The sequence below is a fragment of the Singulisphaera chitinilytica genome (genome assembly GCF_049331405.1).
GTDB lineage: Bacteria > Planctomycetota > Planctomycetia > Isosphaerales > Isosphaeraceae > PoT.
On sequence record NZ_CP186274.1, the window covers coordinates 730,576 to 754,770 of the forward strand.

At 64.8% G+C, this 24,195-nt stretch carries 20 protein-coding genes; 10 read left to right on the forward strand and 10 right to left on the reverse strand.

Annotated features, from left to right (window positions below; translation table 11 throughout):
- Positions 1 to 5: 5 nt before the first annotated feature.
- From ACOYYX_RS02680 to ACOYYX_RS02715, 8 genes are all read right to left on the reverse strand, one after another.
- Positions 6 to 3,095, reverse strand: coding sequence for an efflux RND transporter permease subunit (locus ACOYYX_RS02680; protein ID WP_422928392.1), 3,090 nt, complete (start codon positions 3,093 to 3,095; stop codon positions 6 to 8).
- Positions 3,096 to 3,199: 104 nt separating this feature from the next.
- A complete protein-coding gene (locus ACOYYX_RS02685; protein ID WP_422928393.1) occupies positions 3,200 to 4,765 on the reverse strand; it encodes an efflux RND transporter periplasmic adaptor subunit in 1,566 nt (521 codons plus the stop codon).
- Between the two features lie 172 nt (positions 4,766 to 4,937).
- Positions 4,938 to 5,456 carry a hypothetical protein gene (locus ACOYYX_RS02690; protein WP_422928394.1) on the reverse strand — a complete coding sequence of 173 codons (519 nt, stop codon included), beginning with the start codon at positions 5,454 to 5,456 and terminating at the stop codon, positions 4,938 to 4,940.
- 123 nt (positions 5,457 to 5,579) lie between these two features.
- Positions 5,580 to 6,302, reverse strand: coding sequence for a hypothetical protein (locus tag ACOYYX_RS02695; RefSeq protein WP_422928395.1), 723 nt, complete (start codon positions 6,300 to 6,302; stop codon positions 5,580 to 5,582).
- 253 nt (positions 6,303 to 6,555) lie between these two features.
- Positions 6,556 to 7,584, reverse strand: a complete 1,029-nt coding sequence (locus ACOYYX_RS02700; protein ID WP_422926728.1) for an IS701 family transposase — start codon at positions 7,582 to 7,584, stop codon at positions 6,556 to 6,558.
- A 27-nt stretch (positions 7,585 to 7,611) separates the two neighbouring features.
- Positions 7,612 to 7,854: a hypothetical protein gene (locus ACOYYX_RS02705; protein ID WP_422928396.1), complete on the reverse strand. Its 243-nt coding sequence runs from the start codon at positions 7,852 to 7,854 to the stop codon at positions 7,612 to 7,614.
- Positions 7,851 to 8,216, reverse strand: a complete 366-nt coding sequence (locus tag ACOYYX_RS02710) for a hypothetical protein (protein ID WP_422928397.1) — start codon at positions 8,214 to 8,216, stop codon at positions 7,851 to 7,853. Before ACOYYX_RS02710 ends, ACOYYX_RS02705 begins: the two co-directional genes overlap by 4 nt.
- 94 nt (positions 8,217 to 8,310) lie before the next feature.
- Positions 8,311 to 8,556 (reverse strand): hypothetical protein, encoded by a 246-nt coding sequence (locus ACOYYX_RS02715; RefSeq protein WP_422928398.1) that lies wholly within the window; start codon positions 8,554 to 8,556, stop codon positions 8,311 to 8,313.
- 708 nt (positions 8,557 to 9,264) lie between these two features.
- On the opposite strand from ACOYYX_RS02715, the gene ACOYYX_RS02720 reads away from it, so the two are divergent.
- The 3 genes from ACOYYX_RS02720 to ACOYYX_RS02730 all read left to right on the forward strand — a co-directional run bounded on the left by ACOYYX_RS02720 (position 9,265) and on the right by ACOYYX_RS02730 (position 12,770).
- Entirely contained in the window at positions 9,265 to 10,305 is a 1,041-nt protein-coding gene (locus ACOYYX_RS02720) for a hypothetical protein (protein ID WP_422928399.1), read from the forward strand.
- Between the two features lie 349 nt (positions 10,306 to 10,654).
- Positions 10,655 to 11,683: an IS701 family transposase gene (locus ACOYYX_RS02725; RefSeq protein ID WP_422926728.1), complete on the forward strand. Its 1,029-nt coding sequence runs from the start codon at positions 10,655 to 10,657 to the stop codon at positions 11,681 to 11,683.
- Positions 11,684 to 12,299: 616 nt separating this feature from the next.
- Positions 12,300 to 12,770 (forward strand): HEAT repeat domain-containing protein, encoded by a 471-nt coding sequence (locus ACOYYX_RS02730; RefSeq protein ID WP_422928400.1) that lies wholly within the window; start codon positions 12,300 to 12,302, stop codon positions 12,768 to 12,770.
- A 12-nt stretch (positions 12,771 to 12,782) separates the two neighbouring features.
- On the opposite strand, the gene ACOYYX_RS02735 is transcribed toward ACOYYX_RS02730, so the two are convergent.
- Both ACOYYX_RS02735 and ACOYYX_RS02740 read right to left on the reverse strand, forming a co-directional pair.
- Complete coding sequence (locus ACOYYX_RS02735) at positions 12,783 to 13,367, reverse strand: TetR/AcrR family transcriptional regulator (protein WP_422928401.1); 585 nt, start codon at positions 13,365 to 13,367, stop codon at positions 12,783 to 12,785.
- A gap of 190 nt (positions 13,368 to 13,557) precedes the next feature.
- Entirely contained in the window at positions 13,558 to 14,301 is a 744-nt protein-coding gene (locus ACOYYX_RS02740) for an SDR family NAD(P)-dependent oxidoreductase (protein WP_422928402.1), read from the reverse strand.
- 292 nt (positions 14,302 to 14,593) lie between these two features.
- Between ACOYYX_RS02740 and treZ the strand changes: the two genes are divergently transcribed.
- From treZ to ACOYYX_RS02775, 7 genes are all read left to right on the forward strand, one after another.
- On the forward strand, positions 14,594 to 16,585 hold the full coding sequence (treZ, locus tag ACOYYX_RS02745; RefSeq protein ID WP_422928403.1) for a malto-oligosyltrehalose trehalohydrolase: 1,992 nt from the start codon (positions 14,594 to 14,596) through the stop codon (positions 16,583 to 16,585).
- Between the two features lie 100 nt (positions 16,586 to 16,685).
- Positions 16,686 to 18,824, forward strand: a complete 2,139-nt coding sequence (locus tag ACOYYX_RS02750) for an amylo-alpha-1,6-glucosidase (RefSeq protein ID WP_422928404.1) — start codon at positions 16,686 to 16,688, stop codon at positions 18,822 to 18,824.
- 77 nt (positions 18,825 to 18,901) lie between these two features.
- Positions 18,902 to 19,141, forward strand: a complete 240-nt coding sequence (locus ACOYYX_RS02755; protein WP_422928405.1) for a hypothetical protein — start codon at positions 18,902 to 18,904, stop codon at positions 19,139 to 19,141.
- Positions 19,142 to 19,351: 210 nt separating this feature from the next.
- Entirely contained in the window at positions 19,352 to 20,584 is a 1,233-nt protein-coding gene (locus ACOYYX_RS02760) for an FG-GAP repeat domain-containing protein (protein ID WP_422928406.1), read from the forward strand.
- 164 nt (positions 20,585 to 20,748) lie between these two features.
- Positions 20,749 to 21,375: a PadR family transcriptional regulator gene (locus ACOYYX_RS02765; protein WP_422928407.1), complete on the forward strand. Its 627-nt coding sequence runs from the start codon at positions 20,749 to 20,751 to the stop codon at positions 21,373 to 21,375.
- Positions 21,376 to 21,703: 328 nt separating this feature from the next.
- Complete coding sequence (locus ACOYYX_RS02770) at positions 21,704 to 23,065, forward strand: FAD-dependent oxidoreductase (RefSeq protein ID WP_422928408.1); 1,362 nt, start codon at positions 21,704 to 21,706, stop codon at positions 23,063 to 23,065.
- Between the two features lie 274 nt (positions 23,066 to 23,339).
- Positions 23,340 to 24,047 (forward strand): intradiol ring-cleavage dioxygenase, encoded by a 708-nt coding sequence (locus ACOYYX_RS02775; protein ID WP_422928409.1) that lies wholly within the window; start codon positions 23,340 to 23,342, stop codon positions 24,045 to 24,047.
- Positions 24,048 to 24,195: the final 148 nt, after the last annotated feature.

Sequence of the window (24,195 nt, forward strand, 5' to 3'; positions counted from 1 at the left end):
AGAACTCACGCAGGCATCTCTTCGGCGGTTTGCTTCTGGGCGAACCAAGGGTAGATCGCCGGCAGGACCAGCGTCGTCAGCAGGGTCGACGTGATGAGGCCGCCGATGACGACGGTGGCGAGCGGGCGCTGAATCTCGGCGCCCGGGGTGGTGGAGATCGCCATCGGGATGAACCCGAAGCCGGCGACCAGGGCCGTCATCAGGATCGGGCGGAGGCGGACGACGGCGGCCTCTCGTGCGGCGGCGTGCGGCTCCATCCCATCGAGCCGGAGGTGCTCCACCGCGCTGACCCAGACGAGGCCGTTCAGCACGGCGACTCCGAACAATGCGATGAAGCCGACCCCCGCCGAGATCGAGAACGGCAGCCCCCGCACGACCAGGGCGAAGACGCCTCCGGTGGCCGCCATCGGCACGGCCAGGTAGATCAGGCTCGAGAGCCGCAGCGAGTTGAAGGTGCTGTAGAGCAGCAGGAAGATGAGCACCAGCGCGATCGGCACGACGATCAGGAGCCGCTTCGAGGCCGTCTGCAGGTGCTCGAACTGGCCGCCCCAGCGCAGGATGTAGCCGGGGGGCAGGCTAACCTTGTCGCGGATCGCCGCCTGGGCGTCGGCCACGAACCCGGCGATGTCGCGGCCGCGCACGTTGACCCCGACGACCGCCCGGCGCTGGACGTTCTCGCGCTCGACCTCGCTCGGCCCTTCCTCGAACGTGATATCGGCGAGCTGCCCGAGCTCGATCGGCCGGCCCCTCGGGTCGACGATCCGGATCGAGCGGATCTTGTCCGGGTCGTTGCGCCAGGCCTCGGGGAGCCGGACCTGGATCGGGTGGCGGTATTGCCCTTCGAAGACCGTCCCGACCGTCGTGCCGCCGAGCGCCGAGACGGCCTCGAGCACGTCGGCCGCCTTGATCCCGTAGCGCGCGAGCTGATCGCGGCGGACGGAGACCTTGAGCATCGGCAGGCGCCCCGAGGTCGGCGTCTTGATGTCCTGAGCCCCGGCGATTCGGCCCAGGACGTGCTCGATCTCCCCGGCCTTCTGGCGCAGGACGTCGAGGTCGGGGCCGTAGAGCAGGACGGCGACGTCGCTCTTCACGCCGGCCACCAGCTCATTCACTCGCATCTCGATGGGTTGGCTGAAGCCGAACTTGACGCCGGGGACGTTCTCGGACAGGGCCTTGTCCATCTCCTCGATCAGGGCGTCGCGCGTCAGGCCGGGCCGCCACTCTGACTGAGGCTTGAGCAGGGTCCAGACGTCGGTCTGGTGCACCCCCATCACGTCGTTGGCGATCTCGGGCCGCCCGGTCTTGCAGTAGACCATGCGGACCTCGGGGAACTTCTTGACGATCTCCTCGATGCGGGTCGAGGCGGGCACGGCCCCCTCGAGCGACGCCGAGGGGATGCGCACGGCCTCGATCAGGAGATCCCCCTCGTTCAGCCTCGGCATGAACTCGCCGCCGAGCCCCAATGCCACCGGCACGCTGACGCCGATCAAGGCGATCGCCAGGAACGTGGCGATCACCGGGCGTCGGATCACCGCGTCGAGGACCGGCTCATACACAGACTTGAGCATGCGGACCAGGAACACTTCCTTCTCTTCCGTCTTGTCGCTCAGGCCGAGCGAGGCGAGAACCGGCATCAAGGTGAGCGAGAGCACCATCGAGCCGGCCAGGGCGAAGATGACGGTCAGGGCCATCGGCCGGAAGAGCTTCCCCTCGGTCCCCTGGAGCGCGAGGATCGGCAGGTAGACGATGGCGATGATCAACTCGCCGAACATCGTCGGCTTGCGGACCTCGATCGCGGCGTCGCGGATGATGTCGACCTTGGGCCGGGTCCCGCCTTCGTGCGAGAGCCTCCGGACGCAGTTCTCGATCATGATGACGCTCGAGTCGACGATCATCCCGAAGTCGATCGCGCCCAGGCTCATGAGGCTCGCCGTCACGCCGGTCCCGAGCATGATGTTGGCGGCGAAGAGCATCGAGAGCGGGATCGCCAGCGCGACGATCAGGCCGCCCCGGATGTTCCCCAGCAAGACCAGCAGGATCACGATGACGAGCCCGCCCCCCTCGGCCAGGTTGTGCAGCACGGTGTCGAGCGTCTGCTCGATGAGGTGCGTGCGGTCGTAGAGGGGCTCGATGGTGACGCCCGGCGGCAGGCTCGCCTGGAGCTTGGCGATCTCCTCCTTCACGCGCTCGACGACGAGCCTCGAGTTCTCGCCGATGAGCATCATCACCAGGCCGGTGACGATCTCCCCCTGGCCGTCTCGCGTGACGAGCCCGGCGCGGATCATCGGGGCCGGGCGGACCGTGGCGATGTCGGAGATCGTCACCGGGACGCCGTCGCGCTCGTCCACCACGATCGCCTCGATATCGGCGGCGTTGTGGGCCTGGCTCTCGGCCCGGATGTATCGTGCCTCCCCCTCGTGGACGAGATAGCCGCCGCCGGCGTTGGCGTTGTTGAAGCGCAAGGCGTTGAACACCTGAGTCATCGAGAGCTGGTAGCCCGCGAGCTTGTCCGGGTCGAGCGCCACCTGGTACGTCTTCAACTCGCCGCCGTGTGAGTTGATCTCGGTGACGCCCGGGACGCCGCGGAGTTGATAGGCGACGAACCAATCGAGGATCGTCCGCAACTCCATCGGCGAGATGTTCGCCTCCTTGGTCGCCTTGATCTGGAACTGGAAGACCTCGCCCAGGGCGGTTGCGATCGGCCCGAGGCTCGGCGTGCCGTATCCGTCGGGGATGGCGTCCTTCGCCTTGGCGAGCCGCTCGCCCACGAGCTGCCGGGCCCTGTAGATGTCGGTCCCTTCGTGGAAGACGATCGTCACCACGGAGATCCCGAATTTCGAGATCGAGCGTATCTGCTCGACGTTGGGCAGGCCGCTCATCGCCCCTTCGACGGGGAACGACAGGAGCGTCTCCACCTCGAGCGGGCTCAGCGCGGGGGCCTCTGTGATCACCTGGACCTGCACGTTCGTCATGTCGGGCACCGCGTCGATCGGCAGGTTGAGGGCCGAGTAGACGCCGAGCCCGGCGATGAGCAGGGTCCCCATGAGGACCATGAACCGGTTCTTGAGAGAGCCTTCAATTAGTGCGTTGAGCATGAGTTAATGGATCCAACGGCCTCGCGGGGCGGGTCGAGAGGGCTCGGCGATGGGTGTGGGCGCGCGGGCCCGGTCTTCGCTGGCGCGTGACCGGGTCTGCGGCCTCAGTCCTCGTCGGACTCGTTCTGGAGGATCAGCTCGCTCTTGAGGAGGAAGGCCCCATGCGAGACGACGCTGGCCCCGGCGGAGATCCCCGAGGTAATCACGCGACGGTCGCCGGCCTCACGCCCGGTCTTGACCGGGTGGAAGGCGAAGGTCCGCCCGTCCTCGGACGTGGGGATGAAGACGCCTTGCTGGCCGTCGATCTCGACGAGCGACGATGCGGGGACGGTCAGGGACTCCGCGGCGTTGGGGCTGTCCAGCGTGATGCGGATGAACATCCCGAGCTTGAGGACGTCCTCGGGGTTCCGGGCCTCGGCCATGATCGGCACGGTGCGGGTCGTGGGGTCGACCGAGGCCCCGATGGACAGGAGCTTGGCCTCGAACGACTTGCCCGGATACGCCGCGGCCGAGATCCGGAAGGTGCCGGCCTTCAGCATCGGCAGGAGGCTGAAATCCGACTCGGGCACGTTGGCCATCACCCAGACGGTGGAGAGGTCGGCGAGGGTGAAGAGCACGTCGGCGATCTCGGCCTTCTGGCTCGGCACGACGGTCTTGGAGATGATCGTCCCGTCGAATGGGGCCATGACCCTGTATCCGGTGACGTCCTCGCCGGTCGACTTCTCGGCGGCGACCTTGCCTGCCTGGGCGAGGACCCTGTCAATATCCTCGGGAACCCCCAGGATCCTGAGCCTTTGGGCGGCGTCGATCACGGCGGCCTCGGCCAGCCGCTCCTTCTGCTCGGCCAGGGTCTGCTCGTGCTTGGAGTCGAATCGGACTTGCTCGAGAACCGATTCGAGCTTGGCCTGGGCCCCCTCGCGTGTGTGCTGGGCGAGGAAGGCCGGGTGCTCTCCGACGATCTGCTCGCGGCGGAGGTTCCCGGTCTTCTCGGCCTCATGCGAGGCGATCTCGAACTCGGTATACGCCTGGATCAGGAGGGCGCGGTTGGACCCCAGCGGCCTCTCGGCGTACTCCTGCTGGATGGTCGCCGCCGCGACCCCCTTGCGGATCTCGGGGATCAGCCTGTCGACGTTGGCCGCCACCTCTCGCTTCCAGTCGAGCTCGAGTCGCGCGGTGGACAGCTCGATCTGGCGACCCTTGAGATTGAGCCGGGCCGTTCCCAGGTCGGGACTATCGAGCACCGCCAGGACGTCCCCTCGCTTGACCTTCTGCCCGAGGGTGGCATTGACCTCGCGGACGATCCCAGCCGACCTCGGGCGGATCGCCACCTGGCGATCCGGGTTCGCCTCGATCTTGCCCGGGACCCCGACCTCGGTCGCGACCATCACGATGGTGGCCGGTTCGATCTTGATGCCGGCCGTCTTCCATTTCCCCTCGGCCAGTGTGACGTTCTTGCCGGGAGTTGGCGCCGGGGTCGGTGCCTTGGCCTCGGGGGCGGGACCGGCCGGGTTTGCCCCACGGCTGGTCGATGCCGAGAGCGACTGACGATGAAAGAGCGTCTCGTGCAGGAGCACCGTCGATGACAAAACGATCAGGCTCAGGCCCAGGGCGACCCAGGGCAGGGCCGACTTCAGGCTTTGCTGGTTCGGCTTCAACAGGACGATCGACATGAGATGATGTCTCCTCCCGCGCGTCCTCAACGAGCCCAGGTGGGCTCATGCCATGAGGCTGAGACGAATGCGTGGGGCGATTCGGTGAGTTTGGATGAACGACCTGGCGTTGACGCGGGACGGAGGCCCAACGAAGGCGGGCCAGGGTCCACGGCGGCAAATCAGGTTGGGCTCAGCAAACCCAGCGCTGGAGGAGGGAATTCAGGGAAGGAGTGCGCGCAATCTCGGCGCATGTTGCGGCCGAGCGCCCCGGGTCGGATACGTTCGGCACCAGGGTATCCTGGAGCGAGAGCATCGGGGCAAACAAGATCGGGGCTGTCAGAGCCAGCCGGCCGATCAGCCTCGAGGAATCGTCGGCGACGATCCGAGGGGCTTCGTCCCAGCTCGAGGTGAACCAGTCGGAGATGTGGGCGTGGATCGCGAGCCCTGAGCCGGGATCATCGGCCGCGGGGTCCGCGGCGGAGGGGACAAACCAGTGCCAGTGCAGGATCGCCACATCCTCGGCCATGCCCGCCTGGGGATGCCAGCGGAGCAGGTGGTCGTGATACTCGCAGATCTGGCCGTCGGAGTCGTGATGGCGGATATTGTGGAAGTCGGGCTGCGGTAACGGAGTATGCACCATCCCGAAGATCATGAAAATGACCCCCGTGGCGTGCAGACCTCGTCGTCGAGCCGGACGCAACAGCCTCATCGATCAACGCCCCCGCAGTTAGTGGGCGACTCCATTAAATGCAATTATCGACCGTCCGTCGGCTTTGGTCAAGTCGCGACGTCCGTTGACCTTGAGGATTGCGATCGTCGCAATGCGGGGCGATCAGATGTCGTCGTCGTCATTCGCGTCCGGCTCGGTGTTCGCACAGGGGGCAGGTCGGCCCAACGGCAGGATCTTGCATTTGGGCAAAGCTTGTCGCAACCTTTCGAGCCCCTCCGCACTCACGGCTGTCTGGCAGAGGTCCAATTCCTCGAGCATCATCATGTTGGATAAGGCATCCACCGAAGCATCCGTCACCGCCGTGGCGATCAAGACCAGCTTTCGAAGGCTCGGGAGAGTCGGCGCGAGGGCCTTAATCCCCTCGTCGGTGATCCCGGTCTTGGTGGCGAACAGGATCTCCAGCTTCGGGAATCTGGCCAGCGCGGCCGCCCCGGCGTCGGTCACGGAGGTCGCGTTGAGGTAGATTTCTCTCAGCTCGGGCAGGTCGGGCAAGGACTGGAGCCCGGCGTCCGTGACCCCGCTCTGGCAGAGCCTGAGGACCTCGAGCTTCTTGAATGGGCCGAGGTAGGGCAGGTAGGCATCGCCGTGGAAGATGCAATCGAGATTCAGAAACGTAAGCCGCTCCGGGGCCGGGGCCTTGACCTCCTTCGTGATCCGGTCGATGGACGAATGCCTAATGAATCGGTCGAGCTTCGCGAGGATATGCTCCTCGGTGTCGGCCCTCCAGCCCGGCCGGTCGAGCAAGCGTTCCCACTCCCAGCGAGAATGCGAGAGCCCGACGTTCATGAAGGCGAAATGGCAGTTGCCGTTCGACGGTTCGAACATCTCATCGATGTCCACCAGGATCTCGAGCGCGGCCCGTTGCGCCGGAGTCAGATCCGAAACGGTGGCCGTTGCCGATAGCTTCCCGCCTTCGAATAGGTAGGAGAGGATCGGGCCCGCAATGCTGTCGACACGGTAGGGAGACCGATCGTGCAGGGCGGAGAGAAGCGCCGGGAGGAGCCGGTCGAAGTGTTCGCGGGGCAACGCACAGAGGAGGCCGATCAATTTCCCCTGGAGGAAACTAGGAGTTACGCGGTCATGGAAGTTTGTACAAGGGTTGAGCGATATAAGCCCTGACGGCTCCCCGGATGATTTGTGCCTTGGCCTCGTACCAACTCACCCCGGTGGCATAGAAATGACGCTCCAGCCGCAGGAAGGCCCGGATCGCCATCCCGATGTGGTTGCGCTGCGCCCGACCTACCCGGGCCTGGCATCGCTCGACCCCGCAGCACTGCTTCAGGCCCCGGTGATAGTTCTCAATCGCCCACGTCCGCTCGGCCAGCACCAACCGCGTCAGCTCGTCCATCGCCAGGTCGTCGGTCGCCCAGTGCTCAGTGTCTCCGTCTCGGGAGACGATCCTGAAGACACGAATCAGGCCGTAACCTTCCAGATGGACGATCGTGCCGGCGGCCTCGATCGCCGTCTCGCCGACGGCCTTGTTGCCCTGCCGGTTGAGGTTAACCCGGCGATTGATCTTCAGCCGCGTCAGCCAATGCCAGTTCAAGCCGCGGATCAGCTTCAGATTCTCCAGGGCACTGTACCAGCCGTCGAAGGCGACACAGTCGGGGGCGAGACCCCGCGACTTAGCCGCCCGGAGCATGTTGCGGAAATGGTCGTTCTTGGTCAGCCCGTCGTGCTCGTGGTCGTAAATCCGGTAGTCGCAGGGGATATGGCGGTCGCCGTCGGTCCACAGCAGGGTGGTGAGGTTGATGCCGCGGACGACGGCGTGGTGCTTCCCGGACCAGTGTCGGCTGACCAGGTCGATCTTATGGGCGTAGGGCTTATCGAGGGTGGAATCGTCGAGGACGAGGAGGCCTCCCTTGAGGGAGACCAGGGGGCGAGCCTCGGCCCACAAGGTCTCGGGATCGGGCTCGAGGCGGCGGAGGAGCCGGGTGAAGGCATCGTGTGCGGGGGCGTCCTGCGACTCGGGTTGCACCTTGGCGGCCTCCGTGCAGGCGAAGGACTTGGGGCTGGCGATGAGGAAGTCGATGTAGTTCGTATCCTGACATTTAACATCGTTTTTCATAAATCCCATCATACCAGCCGAGGCCGCCCGACCCTCCATGGACGCAAGGCCACTACTGCGTAACTCCTAGAAACTATCGATCCACGGGAATCGGAAGGATTCGTCTGCGACGATATCGTCGTCATCATCGTTCTCGAGGCTTGGAAAGCCGGCGCCTTGATCGGCCTGATCGGGCGGATGATGGCGATCCTCGCCGGATGGCTCGTCCATCCTGAAAGTGGCTTCGATCTCCTCCCCAAGCATGAGCGACCGGGTCAGGGCGTCGATGGCCTCGACCGGCACGGACTCGGGATTCGCCGCGAGGTTCATCGCGGCTGCCAACTCCACGGGGGGCTCGACGGGTCGACGAGCTGCCGGCGCAATTCCTCGGCGGCACCTCGAGCCTGGCCCGCCAGGGCCCCGGGCGCGAAGAGGTGCCCGGCCTTGGCCAATTCGTCCGTCTCCCGGGCGATCTGGCGTCGCACGGCCGCGACGATCGTCTCGAGCCCGTCCCCCTCGCGGTTCTCCTCCGGCCATCCATCCCGGGGGATCTGGCAGAGCGTGCCGATCGTGTATCCGGCCGAGAGGCGGAGCCGGGGTTCTTCGTCCGTGAGGAGCGCCAGGTACAGGTCGAGGCCGCGCCAGACGGCCGCCCACGAACTGCGGATCTGGGAGATCTCCGCGGCCAGCATCGCCTGGAATTCGGGCGTGTCGCGCTTGCCGCGGAAGGAGTACGGTTCATGGGCTTCCAGATAGGATCGGCCCGACGCGATGCTGGCCAGGAGTTCAAGGATCTGCTCGCGACCCCGTACGTGGTGCCCCCGCCAGCTCGATCAGGAACGGCACCACGTACGAGGTCGCGCTATAGATCGACCCCTGATGGTTGATGGTCGCCCACAGCGCATCGATCGCCTCGAGCCAGTCGGCCGGTATGTCGGATGCCAGCTTGACGATATGGGTCGGAGTATGCTTCGCAGATCCGTAGGCATGTTTTAGAGATCCCCAGTCGATGTCCTCGATGCCTTCCAGCATGCGCCCTGCCTCCCTCGGCCTTGATTCATCAGAGGGTGCGACGGAAGGTCCGCCGTGTATGGATCACAACGCCTCGCACGAGGAGAGGCTGCGGGCCATGGTCATCTCCTGGATAACGTCGGATCGTGAGGAATCTACCGCCTCGGATCGCGAGTTTGGAGGATTTCTTGAAATGATGCCTCTGGAGTTGCCGGGGAAGTCTTCATGCGAGTGGCCTCGGCGCATCAGGTAGCAGTAGGAAGCTCTTTAGGAAGGCGGCAATGACGTTATTGCCCCACTCGCTCGGCCTTTCTTGACGGGCTGGCGGCGGGAACCGACTCGACATGCCGTTGTTGTTTGAAACGTGAAAATGTACGATAACGGCTCAAGCCAACGGTGCGATGAGCCGAGGATTCCCTCATTTCGGATGTCGGTCCCTTGCGCCCGATGGCTTGAACGTGCGAAGTCGCACGCCCCGACAACGGTCTCAACCCCCCCGCGTCCGCGATCAGGCCAGGACGATTCCGAAGGGACTGCGGCTCAATACTTCATAACGAGGTTCGATCCGCGCGACGATGGGGAGAATTGGACGTATGGACCGTCCAGCGGTTTGGGCGACTGAATCATAAATTCATGAAAACGCTGCGATTCTCGGCGACGCGGCGCTCGACGGCCCGGGAGGGAGGCCCGCCGAGCGGCCTCCCCTGGATCGGCCGATGAGAGACGATCATGGCGATTCGATTCGTCTGCCCGAATGGGATGTGTGGCAAGAAATTAACGGTAAGTGACGACGCGGCGGGCAGGGCCGGGAAATGCCCAGGCTGCGGGACGAAGATCGTCGTCCCCACGCTCGAGGCCGCCGGGCCGATCCCGGTCGCTCCAGCACCGGCGTATGGGCCGGCCCCGCGTGAGAAGCCGCGGAGCGTGAATATCCCGCCGCTCCCGCCCCAGTACATCACCCCGCTCCCGAACCCGTATCAGGCCCCTCAAGTGCCCGCTTATCCGGGGCCGGCCTACGGCCCGAGCGAGCCGTTCGGGGGCCGCCCGTGCGTCCGCTTCGACGCCATCGGCCGGGCGTGGTCGCTGTATTGCAATGAGGCGGGACACTGGCTCCTCGCCCTCATCGTCTGCAGCTTGGTCATCCCTGTCTTCTCCGTTGCCATGTGGATAGCCATCGGCACGTTGGGCCTGATGATGGTCGCCGTCGTCGGCTTCCCGGGCGTGATCCTGGCCATTTTGCTGGGTGTCTTCTGCGGTTCTGCTTTTACGAATCTGATCGTGGCCGGGCTGGCTCGCATGGCGATCGCGCAGGTGGATGGCCGCAGGGCGTCGATCGGCGAGATCTTCACCATCGACGAGACGTTCTGGCCCTCTCTCGTCTCGCTGAACCTCTTCTTTTTGATCGCGGGTGTCGCGAGCTTCTTCTTCTTTCTCCCCGGCCTGGTCGTATCGGGGGTTTTGATGTTCGCGCTCCCGCTGGCGATCGATGGCAAGCGGACAGGCCTCCAGGCCATCGGCGACAGTTGGGACATGCTCAGTCGTGACTGGTTGACGGCGACACTCTTCTTCCTCGTCCTTTCGATCATCACGCACCTGGGGGGCATGCTGCTGCTCGGGATCGGCTATCTCGTCACGTTCCCGCTGTTCTTGCTGTCCATCGCCGTCGTCTATCGCGACCATTACCCCATCAAGGGCAGGGGCAAGGGAATGTCGGGTTTCGCCGACGAGTGGGCCGAAGCGCCGCATCCTCGCTCGTGGGCCTCGGCCTGACAGGTTCCTCTCAAGCCCTCCGGCATTCGGCCTGCGCAGGGGTCCGGTAGTCCTCGACTTCGAGATGGCTACCTCCTCGGCTCCTGCCCGCATGCCGGAGGAATTCGTCGACGCCTTCCTCCACCTCCCGCCGCGAACCACCCTTCAAAGCTGGCCCGTCCCCCATCGGACCTCGTCCGAATTTCATCACTCCGTGACTCCCGGATTTCTCGGGAAGAAGTCCGAGGGAGCCGCGTTCTCCTATCAACGTCCGGGTAATAGGGGGATAAGGCTGCGTAACAATTAAAATAACTTGAGAAAAACTATTTAGATTAATAAATAGGAGTTACGCAGTAGTGGCCTTGCGTCCATGGAGGGTCGGGCGGCCTCGGCTGGTATGATGGGATTTATGAAAAACGATGTTAAATGTCAGGATACGAACTACATCGACTTCCTCATCGCCAGCCCCAAGTCCTTCGCCTGCACGGAGGCCGCCAAGGTGCAACCCGAGTCGCAGGACGCCCCCGCACACGATGCCTTCACCCGGCTCCTCCGCCGCCTCGAGCCCGATCCCGAGACCTTGTGGGCCGAGGCTCGCCCCCTGGTCTCCCTCAAGGGAGGCCTCCTCGTCCTCGACGATTCCACCCTCGATAAGCCCTACGCCCATAAGATCGACCTGGTCAGCCGACACTGGTCCGGGAAGCACCACGCCGTCGTCCGCGGCATCAACCTCACCACCCTGCTGTGGACCGACGGCGACCGCCATATCCCCTGCGACTACCGGATTTACGACCACGAGCACGACGGGCTGACCAAGAACGACCATTTCCGCAACATGCTCCGGGCGGCTAAGTCGCGGGGTCTCGCCCCCGACTGTGTCGCCTTCGACGGCTGGTACAGTGCCCTGGAGAATCTGAAGCTGATCCGCGGCTTGAACTGGCATTGGCTGACGCGGCTGAAGATCAATCGCCGGGTTAACCTCAACCGGCAGGGCAACAAGGCCGTCGGCGAGACGGCGATCGAGGCCGCCGGCACGATCGTCCATCTGGAAGGTTACGGCCTGATTCGTGTCTTCAGGATCGTCTCCCGAGACGGAGACACTGAGCACTGGGCGACCGACGACCTGGCGATGGACGAGCTGACGCGGTTGGTGCTGGCCGAGCGGACGTGGGCGATTGAGAACTATCACCGGGGCCTGAAGCAGTGCTGCGGGGTCGAGCGATGCCAGGCCCGGGTAGGTCGGGCGCAGCGCAACCACATCGGGATGGCGATCCGGGCCTTCCTGCGGCTGGAGCGTCATTTCTATGCCACCGGGGTGAGTTGGTACGAGGCCAAGGCACAAATCATCCGGGGAGCCGTCAGGGCTTATATCGCTCAACCCTTGTACAAACTTCCATGACCGCGTAACTCCTAAATAAGGAACTCTTTTTGAGAAAGAATGAGATGACGGCCTTGGCTATTTCCCTCCTGATTTTCAGGGATGTAGGGAATGGCCGCGTGGACATGCCGCTGTCATTTAAAAGTAACGACATGCCATAACGACTCCCCCCCAACCATCGTGCGATGAGCCGAGGTTTCCCCCACCTCGGGCGTCGTGCCAACGTCCCAGCTTCTCGATCGTGCGAAGTCGCGCGCCCCATCAGCCGACCAACGTCGATGGCCTCGGTGCAGACGTAGCCGGTGCGTCCGCGACTTGAATCCTCCAAGGCAAGGCCCGATCCGCGCGGCGGTCGTATGCAACAAACGTATTGTGCGTCCTCGGGGTCTGGCCCTCGATTTATTGGTGATATATCAAGGCCGCATTATTCGTCGAGAGCGGCTTTCGAGACCGAGGATCCCGCTCCTGTCCAGGCCATCCAGCCTCCGGTTGCTGGTAATGCACCTATGTTTCTTGAAAATGTGATAACATTAACTAATGTTTGTTTTATGGGCAGGATGAGAGGCTTCGCAGAACGACGCTCGCGAGGCTCGCCGGCTCGGTCACGATCCCCGAGCGTCAGGACGATTTGGCGCAGGTGCTCGAAAAACTGCTCGATGACCCGAGTACCGGCGTGAGGACGGGCGTCGCGAAGGCCCTGGGGACCTGGGGGACGTCCGCCCAGGTCGAATCGCTGATCCCGGCGATTGACGACCAGAGTCACTTCGTACGCCGCGCGGCTTATCGGGCCCTGGCCCAGCTCAAGGACCCTCGGGCGATCAAGCCGATCGCCAAACGGTTCGCCGATCCCAAATCTCGCGCGGATGCGGCCCATGCCCTGACGGCCTTCGGCGCCGACGGAGAGCCCGCGGTGCAAGCCTATCTCTCCGACAGCGATCCCCAAACTCGCGCCGAGGCCTGCCGCCTCTTCGGTCGGATGGGCTCGGATGCCAGCGTCGACCGCCTGAATCGGGCGACCCACGACGCTCGCCGCGAGGTCGCGACGGCCGCCAAGTATGCCTTGAGGGACCTCATGAACCGGAGCGGCCGTCCCGCTCGGGAGCCATGACGCAGACCGCGCTCAGAGGCAACCGCCCAGGAGATGCTCCACGGTCTGCCTCAAGGCCTGGTTGTCGGGCGTGGCGACCTTGGCCAAGGCTCCGCGCCCCTGGTGCAGCACCATCAGGGTCTCGGCGAGGGCCCTCGGCTCCAGGACCGTCGTCCTGTTCGCGCGAGCCTGGAAGGCGACGATCGAACCCTCGATGGCGTCCTTCAATCGCGTGAGGTGCTCTTCGAGGATGGCGCGGACGTCGGGGTCGGAGGCGAGCGGCGAGGCCAGCGTGTTCGCGACGAAGCAGCCGCAGGCCGGCGGCGGCGTGCGCAGGAGCCACTCGTCCACCCATCGACGGATCCCTTCGTCTGGCGTCGGCGAGTGGAGCAGCAGATCGATCTGCGGCTGCGAGAATCGCTCGATGTAGCGCTTGAGCGCCTCGAGGAAGAGGCTGCGCTTGTCGCCCAGGATGTTGTAGAGGCTCTGGCGTCCGACCCCCACGCAACGCTCGAGGTCGGCCATGGAAGTATTCTCGAAGCCTTGCTCCCAGAATGCCTTGAGCGCCGCGTCGATGGCCTCCTGCCGTTCGAATCCGCGAGGTCGTCCGGAACGCATTGCCGCCTGCTTCCCCCTTCGAGACCGATCCCCTTTATCATCCCAGCATGGACGAAAGAGTCGTCCCGAGCAAGTTCCGGGCCGGCGCGCGAGGCCGGGCGAGGGCACGTGGCCCTCGCCCTCGAAGGAATCTATGGTTTTTATCGCGGCATAAAATCACGTTTTTCAAGCCGCATGACTTCATGAGATGTCAGGCGATGATGCCGCCGTCGACGGTAATGCATGAGCCCGTCACGTTCTGGGCCCTTGGGGAGGCCAGGTAGGCGACGGCCTCGGCGATATCCTCGGGGGTGCCGTACCGGCCCACGGCCGTCTGGGCTTTCTGAGAATCGGCCATTTCACCGTTGGCGGGGTTCATGTCGGTATCGATCGGGCCCGGCTGCACGGCATTGACGGTGATCCCCTTCGGCCCGAGGTCGCGTGCCCAGCCCTTGGTGAAGCCGTTCACGGCGAATTTGGACGCACTGTAGATCCCGATACCGGGGAAGGGCACGCGCTCACCCAGGACGCTGCTGATGTTGATGATCCGGCCTCCCGAGGGCAGCACCTTCGCGGCGGCCCTGGATGCGACGAAGACCCCCTGGACGTTCACCGCGAAGGTGTGCTCGTACTGCTCGTCCGTGGCGTCGGTCAGCGTGGCGCCCTCGAGCACGCCCGCATTATTCACGAGGACGTCGAGCCGGCCGAACCGCTTGACGACCTGGTCGACGGCCGCGGCTGTCTGCTTGGGGTCGCCGGCGTCGACCTGCACAGCCTCGACCTCCACGCCCAAGCCCTTGATCTTCTCGGCGACGGCCAGCGCCGCCTCCTTCGACTTCTGATAGGTCAGGAAGATATTGAATCCATCCTCGGCCAGCCGATAGGCGATCGCCGCCCCGATCCCGCGACTCCCACCCGTCACCAAAGCCACCCGACCCTTCGAATCGCTCGACATCGTCTCACCCTCGTTTCTTGTGTTCGCCTCGCACGTTTCTTCGCCGAAATGCGACCTGCCTGGATTATTTGACCGGTCGGACAAAAAGTCAACGGTCGCCCCCTGACGAGGTTTGAGCTTGGTCGTCGCGTCGGGAGTCGAATGACTTCGGGGGGTGCTTGTTTGAAAATTGGTATTACATTTGCCGTGTTTGATGGTGGGGTGAATGGTCTCGAAGAGATGCAGCCCACTCCTATCAGGTTGGTCATCTACTGATTCCCCTTCCGGGAACCGTCGCAGAAGGAAGCGCGACATGGCGACGAAGGGAAAGACGCGCATGCCGGCTCCTCGAGGCTCGCGCGATCCTGCCCGCGGCGATCGTTGGCGTCGGCGCATACCGGTCGGGGCCGAGCTACGGCCAGGCTCCGGGGTGCACTTCCGGGTCTGGGCGCCCGACTCCTCGCGGGTGAACGTCGTGCTTGAGGCCGGTCCCGGGGCCGGCAAGAGCGTCCCCCTCAAGGCCGAACGCGACGGCTATTTCTCGGGCTTCGCATCGGAGGCTGGCGCGGGGACGCACTACCGGCTGAGCCTGGATGGCGGCGACCTCATGCTGGACCCGGCCTCGCGGTTCCAGCCCGAGGGGCCGCACGGGCCTTCCGCCGTGATCGACCCCTCGGCCTTCCCCTGGACGGACGCGGCGTGGGAAGGGCCCGGTGTGGACGAACCGAGGTCGTTTTACGAGTTGCATGCCGGCACTTTCACGCCCGAGGGGACGTGGTCGGCCGCGCAGGAGCATCTGCCGTACCTGGCGGATCTGGGCATCACGGTGCTCGAACTGATGCCCGTCGCGGAGTTTCCGGGTCGGTTCGGCTGGAGCTATGACGGTGTCTGTCTGTTCGCGCCGTTCCACGGCTACGGGCATCCCGACGACCTGCGCCGGTTCGTCGACGAGGCCCATCGCCTCGGCCTCGCCGTGATCCTGGACGTGGTGTACAACCACCTGGGACCGGACGGCAATGTCTTGAAGAGAATCACGCCCAAGTATTTCTCGAAGAAGTTCATGACGGACTGGGGCGAGCCCCTGAACTTCGACGAGGCCGGATCGACCCAGGTCCGCGAATTCATCCTCGCAAATGTTCGATACTGGATCGCCGAGTTCCACCTCGACGGGATGCGGATCGACGCGACCCAGAGCCTCCTGGATGAGTCCAAGCCGCATATCGTCGAGGAGATCGCGCCCGCCGTGCGAGCCGCCGCGCCGGGTCGCAGGGTCCTGGTCGTCGGCGAGAGCGAGCCGCAGCAGGCGCGGCTGCTCCGCCCGGAATCGGCCGGGGGTTGTGGGTTCGACATGATCTGGAGCGACGACTTCCACCACTCGGCGATGGTCGCCGCCACGGGATATCGCGAGGCCTATTACGGCGACTACCTCGGGAATGCCCAGGAGATGGTCTCGGTCCTCAAGCGTGGCTGGCTCTACCAGGGGCAGTGGAACCTGCGGCAGTCCAAGCGCCGGGGGACTCCCACGTTCGACCTGCCGCCGTCGGCCTTCATAGTCTACCTCCAGAACCACGATCAACTTGCCAACTCGGCGAGGGGCGACCGCCTCTCCGAACTGACCTCGCGCGGGCGGCTCCGGGCCCTGACGGCCGCCCTGATCCTCGGGCCGGGCACGCCGCTCTTGTTCCAGGGGCAGGAATTCGCCGCGTCCAGCCCGTTCCTCTACTTTTGCGATCTCAATCCCGAGATCGCCGCGATGGTGCTGGAAGGCCGGCGCAAGTTCTTCCGGCAATTCCCGAGCCTGGCCACCCCCGAGATGCAGGCGAGGGTCCCCTTGCCGAACGACCCCGCGATCTTCCGGCGCTCGATCCTCGACCATTCCGAGCGAGGCGAGGGCGTGCATGCCGAGGCCTTGCTCATGCATCGCGACCTCCTGCGCCTGCGTCGAGACGACGCCACCTTGCGCGGCGGCCACCGCCAGGGCGAGATCGACGGCGCGGTGCTGGGGCCCGAGGCGTTCGTCATCCGCTATTTCTCCCCGCAGGGCGGGGGGGAGGATCGCCTCTTGCTGGTCAACCTGGGGCCGGAGCTGAACCTGAAGGTCGTCACCGAGCCCCTGCTCGCGCCCCCCGAATCCAGGCGCTGGCATCTGGCCTGGTCGAGCGAGTCTCCCCAGTACGGCGGTTCAGGAGCCACCGAGCCTGAATCCGAGGAGCTCAACTGGCGTCTCGCGGGTCATTCCGCCAGCTTCCTCGACACGATCGAGGCCCGGTCGGACGAGCATCGAGATCCCAAGGGGAGTATTTGAATGTGCTATTACAGGCTATGAGCAATAGAACGCTTAAGAAATCAACGTCGGTGATCTGAGGCTCGGGACGACATCCCGCATCCTTGAGGAATACGCGACCATGACAGATCTCGTGAGGTCGATCGAAAGTCCTTGTACGGAGCGGATGGACGATGGTGGGGATGCCGAGCGACTTCGAGAGTGGATCGTCACGAACGGGCTTGGAGGGTATGCGTCGGGCACCGTCTGCGGCTATCCGACCCGCCGCTATCACGGCCTACTCATCGCCGCGCTCCCGGTCCCCCTCGGTCGGACGATGATGCTCAGCCACCTGGAGGAGCAACTCGCCTTCCCCGACGGCACCTCGGTCCCGATCGGCGGCGAGCCGCTGGTGGGTTGGAATACGTCCGAATCGACCCGGCCGGTCGCCGAGTTCCGCCTCGACTACGGGCTTCCCGTCTGGCGATTTCAGGTCAACGGCGTCGTCCTGGAGCGTCGCCTCGTCATCCCCCACCTCCAGAACACCGCCTACTTGAATTACAGGATGATGTTCGAGGACGGGCGTCGGGGCGAGCAGGGGAGACTCCCTCGCCTGATGCTGCGGCCGCTGGTCCATTTCCGGTCGCACGACGACCCGGTGAATCGTGCCGACCCGGCTCCTTATCGCTTCTCGGCCTCGGGGGATCGGTACGAGGTCAACGCCGGTGATGTTTATCCGACCTTACGGATGACGCTCCGGGGCCTCAGAACGGCCTTCACGCTCGACGCGGTCGAGACTTCGCAGATCGTCTACCGCCTCGAACAGCAGCGCGGGTATGAGTCGACCGGCGACCAGTGGAGCCCGGGGTTCTTCCACGCCGAACTCGCCGAGGGCGAACCGACCACGCTGATCGCCTCGACCGAGCGCTGGGAGACCATGCTGGCCATGATGGGCGACGAGGCCTTGAATCGCGAATATGGCCGACGCTCGCGACTGATCCGCTTCGCTCAGCGGCAGGACTCGAACCTGCGAACGTTCGCTTCGCTTTCGCGCGAAGGTGAAGATGCCGGCGAGACGACGCCCGGGCCAACCATCGATAGCTTCGCCTCGGAGCTCGTACTCGCCGCCGACCAGTTCCTCATCACCCCCGCCGGCCGCGTCGAGGACACCGCGAGGGCCCACGCCGCCGGCGAGGAGGTCCGCACGGTGATCGCGGGCTATCACTGGTTCACGGACTGGGGTCGCGACACAATGATCAGCCTCGAGGGGCTGGCCCTCAGCACGGGGCGGACCGAGGAGGCCGGGTACATCCTCAGGACCTTCGCACATTACGTGCGCGACGGCCTGATCCCCAACATGTTCCCCGAGGGCCGCAGCGTCGGGCTCTACCACACGGCCGACGCTTCGCTCTGGTTCTTCCACGCGGTCGATCGCTATGTCGAGTCGACCGGCGATCGCGAGACCCTTGGCGCCATCCTGCCGAGACTCAAGGAGATCGCCGACGCCCACATCCGGGGCACGCTGTTCGGCATCGGCGTGGACCCCGACGACGGGCTCCTGCGCCAGGGAGCCCCCGGATATCAACTCACCTGGATGGATGCCAAGGTCGACGACTGGGTCGTCACCCCGCGCCGGGGCAAGGCGGTCGAGATCAACGCGCTCTGGTACAACGCCCTCCGCCTGCTGGAAGGCTGGATCCGCGAGGCCGACGGCGAGGACGCGGCTGCAACCTATGCTCAATACTCCGAGAAGGCCCGGCGATCTTTCAATGCGCGATTCTGGTATGAACAAGGGGGATATCTGTATGATGTGGTCGACGGCGAGTCCGGCGACGACCCCGCCTGCCGCCCGAATCAGGTCTTCGCGATCGCGTTGAAGTCTCCGGTTCTCGACGAATCTCGCTGGAAGCCGGTGATCGGCGTCGTCCGCGAGCGGCTCGTGACCCCCCTGGGTTTGCGCTCGTTGGCTCCGGGCCATCCCGATTACAAGCCCCGATATTTCGGCGACCTCCGCTCCCGCGACGCCGCCTATCATCAGGGGACCGTCTGGGCCTGGCTCATCGGCCCATTCATCGACGCCTGGCTCCGGGTCCATCCCGACGCCCGCGCCGAGGCCCGGCAATTCCTCAAGGGTTTCCCCGAGCACCTGAGCGAAGCCTGCCTCGGGACCATCAGCGAGGTTTTCGACGCCGAACCGCCGTACACCCCCCGCGGCTGCATCGCGCAGGCCTGGAGCGTGGCCGAGGTCCTCCGCTGCTGGATCAAGACCGCCGAGCCTTAATCAACGCGCCGGATCATCGAGCGAATGACCCTCGGCACGGCACAACGTTCGAGGACATCGCGGGGGTTTGTAATTATGTGCTCAACCGCAAAAAAGCGGCAATCGTCCGCAAGCTTGACGCGATCCAGGAGGTTGAACGCACGGAGCTCGACAACTCGATGATCCTCTTCCTGTCGAGCATGCTGACGGGGGCCCATGATGCCGCGCAGCTCTCCGCGTTACTCGTCAGCCGTGGCGGTGGCGGGATCAAGGCGGTGAGGGTGTTGGACTCCAGGGCAAGTCCGGCCGCCAGATCTGCCGTCTCTACCGCTCGATGATGGCCCAGGCAGGCGTCGAGCTCGGCGAGTTCGGCGATTCCCGCGAGCGACCGACCGAGATTCGTGCGAGGCTTCCCGGCCGGGACGAGTGTTGCCCCGTGGATTTGAGCCGACGGCGGGAGTACCCTGTTGGAGTTGGGCCGCCCGTTCGCAACGTGCGCGGCGGCCAGGGTCAACGCTCCAAGCGGACTTCCCGAGGGTCGAACATCCATGAATTCGCGTTTCGTGCTCGCCGCGGCGCTGGGCTTGTCGGCATCGCTCTTCACGTCGGCTTTCGCCGAGGTAGGCGCGAAGAAATCGCCCGTGACCTGGAAGAAGACGGTGGTCGAGGCGAAGTTCCGCTCCGAAGGGGCCTCGATCGGCGACGTCAACAAGGACGGCAAGAACGACATCTTCGTCGGCGACTCCTGGTACGAGGCCCCCAACTGGACCAAGCACGACATCCGGAAGCCGGGCGACTTCGGCGATGGCCTGCACAGCTATAGTGCCTGCATGACTTCCTGGGCCGATGACATCAACGGCGACGGCTGGGTCGATCAGGTTGTCGTCGGATTCCCCGGCGCCCCGGCCTACTGGTACGAGAACCCGAAGGGCAAGCCGGGCTACTGGCCGCAGTACGAGATCTGGCACAGCGCCTGCAACGAGACGCCCCTCTACGTCGACCTCTTCGGCGAGGGCCGTCGCGTGCTCGTGATGGGCTGGCAGCCCAAGGGCAAGGAGAACGAAGGGCAGATGGCCTGGTTCGCCCCCGGCAGCGACCCGACGCAACTCTGGGAGATGCACGCCATCAGCGAGCCGAGCACCCCGGGCAAGGAGCCCATCCCCGGCACCTTCAAGTTCTCGCACGGGCTCGGCGTGGGCGACCTGAACCACGACGGCAAGGCCGACGTCATCTGCATCGGCGGTTGGTGGGAGCAGCCGAGCGCCGGGCGCAACGCGAGCGGCCCCTGGGCCTTCCACAAGGCTAAGTTCGGCGAGGCCGTCGCCGACATGATCGCCTACGACGTGAACCTCGACGGCAAGGCCGACGTCATCGACAGCTCGGCCCACCAGTTCGGCATCTGGTGGTACGAGCAGGGGGCGGCCAAGGCCGGCGACCCCGAGTTCACCAAGCACGACCTCTTCCCCGAGCTCGTCTCCGAGACCCACGCCCTGATCGCCGCCGACATCAACGGCGACGGCCTCAAGGACCTCGTCACCGGCAAGCGCTTCTGGTCGCACGGCAAGAGCGAGCCCGGCTCCGACAAGCCCGCCCGCCTCTACTGGTTCGAGGCCAGCAAGAAGGACGGCAAGATCGAGTTCACCCCCCACGAGATCGACGACCAGAGCGGCATGGGCACCCAGTTCACCGTGGCCGACTTCAACGGCGATGGTCTGCTCGACATCATCACGTCGAACAAGAAGGGCACGTACCTCCACGAGCAGGTCCGCGACTCGAAGTGAAACCGGCAAGGCTCGTTCGATAGGTTTACTTCTGGAATTTACGCCAAGGCAAGGGGCCATCCCCTTGCCTTGTTGCGTTCCACACGCACGCCCGGAAGCTCGTCGCGTCCGGGCCGCCCATCTTTCCTTGACATGATCGTACTATAACTAGTAATATTCTGACTATGGCACGCAAGTCCCAGCGTTCCCCCCTGGCCCTGGCGGTTCTGGCGCTGCTCTACGAGGCGCCCATGCACCCGTACCGGATGCAGCGGCTCATCAAGGAGAGGGGGAAGGATGAGGTGATCAATGTCCGCCAGCGGGCGAGCCTCTATCAGACGATCGAGCGGTTGCTGCGCGTCGGCCTGATCCGCGTCCGCGAGACCGAGCGCGACGAGAACCGGCCCGAGCGGACCATCTACGAGCTCACGGACGAAGGGCGAGAGTCGGCGCTCGCCTGGATGCGCGACGTGCTCTCGACCCCCGGCAACGAGTTCCCGGAGTTCCCCGCCGCGATCTCGTTCCTGCCGCTGCTGGAGCCCTCGGATGCGATGAAACAGCTCGGGGCCAGGGCTGCCGCACTCGAAGCCGAGCGTGCCCGTGTGGAGGGGCTCATTGCACCCGTGAAGGAGACGCTCCCTCGGCTCTTCCTGCTCGAGTCGGAATACGCCCTGGCCATGCTCGCGGCCGAGCTGGAGTGGGTCCGCACGCTCGTCGCCGACCTGAAGGCCGGGCGCGTCACCTGGAGTGAGGAATGGCTGCGTCAGTTCGCCTCCGGGTTTCAGAACGAGGAGGGATCGAACCCGTCGTGATGGAGGAATATTAAAGGTTGATAGTGGTGCCCATGCCTCGATGAGGATCGAAGGTGTTCTGAAGTCTGCATTTGCACAAGACAAGCCTTCGTAGCTGCGTTCATTCGCCGTCGCGCGAGGACGCCCATCGGCCGTGAGCGACGGCCCTGAGTCCAAACACTTCGCGGCTTGATCGATCCCACGATCTGGGCGTCGAGTTCGCCGCTGCGCGCTGTCTACCGATGTCGTGATCGTACCTGTCCCGCCTCCACGGGCCGATCGCCGTGCGCGCACTGCGAATGGGCAGGGGAGCTGGCGTCAGACAAAGGAGTGAATGATGGATCATGCAATGTCACTGAAGGTCATCATCATCGGCGCGGGGACGGGCGGACTCTGCCTGGCTCACGGGCTAAGGCAGGAGGGGATCGAGGTCGCCGTCTTCGAGCGAGATCGGACCCGCATGGACGGGCTCCAGGGGTATCGCGTGGGGATCGACCCCGACGGCAGCCGGGCCCTCCACGCCTGCCTGCCGTCCGACCTCTATGCGACGTTCGTCGCCACCTGCGCCAGGGCTCCCCGCTACTTCAATATTTACACCGAGTGGATGTCGGAGGTGCTGTCATTGCCGGTCCTCGATGGCGGTAGTCCCGAGGACACCATCAACACCGAGAAGTCGGTGAGCCGGATGACCATGCGGCAGGTTTTGCTGACGGGGCTCGAGGATGTCGTCCACTTCGACAAGTCGTTCGAACGCTACGAGCAGCGGGCCGATGGCAAGGTGACGGCCTACTTCAACGACGGCACTTCAACGACGGGCGACCTCCTCGTCGCGGCCGACGGCACGAACTCGAGGGTCCGCAAGCAGTACCTGCCGCACGCCAAACTCGAGGAGTCGGGGATCCTCGCGATCGGCGCCAAGGTGCCTCTCACGGTCGACACCAAGGCGCTCCTCCCGGATAAGGCCTTTTATGGTGTGTCCCTGGTGATCGCCCCGAAGGGCTATTCCAACATCCTGCATGTGATGGAGTTCCCCTGGGATCGTCAGGGGCCGAGGACGATGGCCGGCGGCAACGACGCCGACCTCATCGCGAGGTGGCCGGGGCTGCTCTACGACAATACCTCGAATTACATCATGTGGGGCTTCAGTGCGGCCCGTCGCCACTTCGCGACCGATCCGATGTCGGCGAGGGGCGAGGACCTCGTGAATCTCGCGCTCTCGATGACGCAAGGCTGGCATCCGAACCTCCGCAAGCTGATGACGTTGTCAGATCCGTCGACGGTCTTCCCCATCAACATCCGCACGTCCGTGCCCGTCGAACCCTGGCCGACGTCCAGCGTGACGCTCCTGGGTGACGCCATCCACACGATGACGCCGGGTCGCGGCGTGGGGGCGAACACGGCGCTCCGCGACGCCGCCCTCTTGAGGCGCAAGTTGGTTGAGGTTAGGAATGGAACCAAGCCCCTCCTCCTCGCCATCTCCGAGTACGAGGAGGAGATGAGAACCTATGCCTATGCGGCCGTGCAGAAGTCGCGCGAGCAGATGGACCAGGACGCCTGGATCCACAAGCCCGTCGTCGGCCGGTTGGCCCTGGCCTCGATGCGGGCGGGGATGCGGCTCGTGAACGCGGTCCCCGTCCTCAAGCGACGCATGGCCGAGTCGCAGTCGGCGTTCCGAGGCGCGCATCGAGAGGGCGATTCCGGCACGACGTGACAACGTGGTGGTTCGGGCTCCATTTCGAGAGTCTTGACGCTCCTATACACACTCCGGATCTCGCCGGCTCTAAAATCGGGTCGTGGATGCAAAGGGGCGGTTGGGTCGCGACCACATTTCACTTCTTTGGTGGTCATGGCCCGAGGCTCGGCGAGGCTGCGATGATGCCGTCACGCGACGATGGCCGGCGACGCTCCTTGAATCCGGATCCTCGCCCATCGAAAAAGGGACAGAGAACGACTGGGTCGCATCGAACCGGTAAGGAGATTCTGGGATGAGTTCGTTTCTCTCCACATCGCATCGCCGGCAGTTCATGCGGGCCCTCGCGACCGGCGGCGCCTTCTTCACGACCCGGGGCCTCTTCGCCGAGCAACTCGCGCTGACCCCGGCGCGGACGGAAGGGCCCTTCTATCCCGACCAACTCCCCCTCGACACCGACAACGACCTGATCATCGTCAATGACGGGATCACGCCGGCCGTGGGGGAGATTACCCACCTGACCGGCCGGATCCTCGACGCGGGCGGGAGCCCGATCCGCCACGCCACGATCGAGATCTGGCAGTGCGACGCCAACCAGGTCTACCTCCACACGGGCGACAGCGCGAACAAGAAGGATCAGCAGGACAAGAACTTCCAGGGGTTCGGCCGCTTCACCACCGGCTCGACCGGCGAATACTACTTCCGCACGATCAAGCCGGTCCCCTATCCGGGCCGCCCGGCCCCGCACATCCACGTGAAGGTCAAGAAGGGGAACCGAGAGCTGTTGACGACGCAGATCAACATCGCCGGGCACCCCGGCAACGCGATCGACGGCGTCGTCCGCGAAGGCCTCTCCGCATTCGATCGAGAGTTGCTCATGACCGACTTCAAGCCGCTCGAGGGCTCGAAGATCGGCGAACTTGCCGCGAAGTTCGAGATCGTGCTAGGCCGCACGCCCGACGAGCGCGACTTCGCCCCGAAAGTCAGTTCGAACCGGCGATAATCCTCGCCGAGGACGTGCAGGATCGCGGCGGGCGGAGAATGGGTTGGCCGGGGTAACCCCGCGCCTTCGACGTCGAAGGTACGCGAACAGGTTTTCAGGCGTCGTCGAGGGGCGCGCAGGGGGGCGAAATGATGAGCAAGGCATCGTC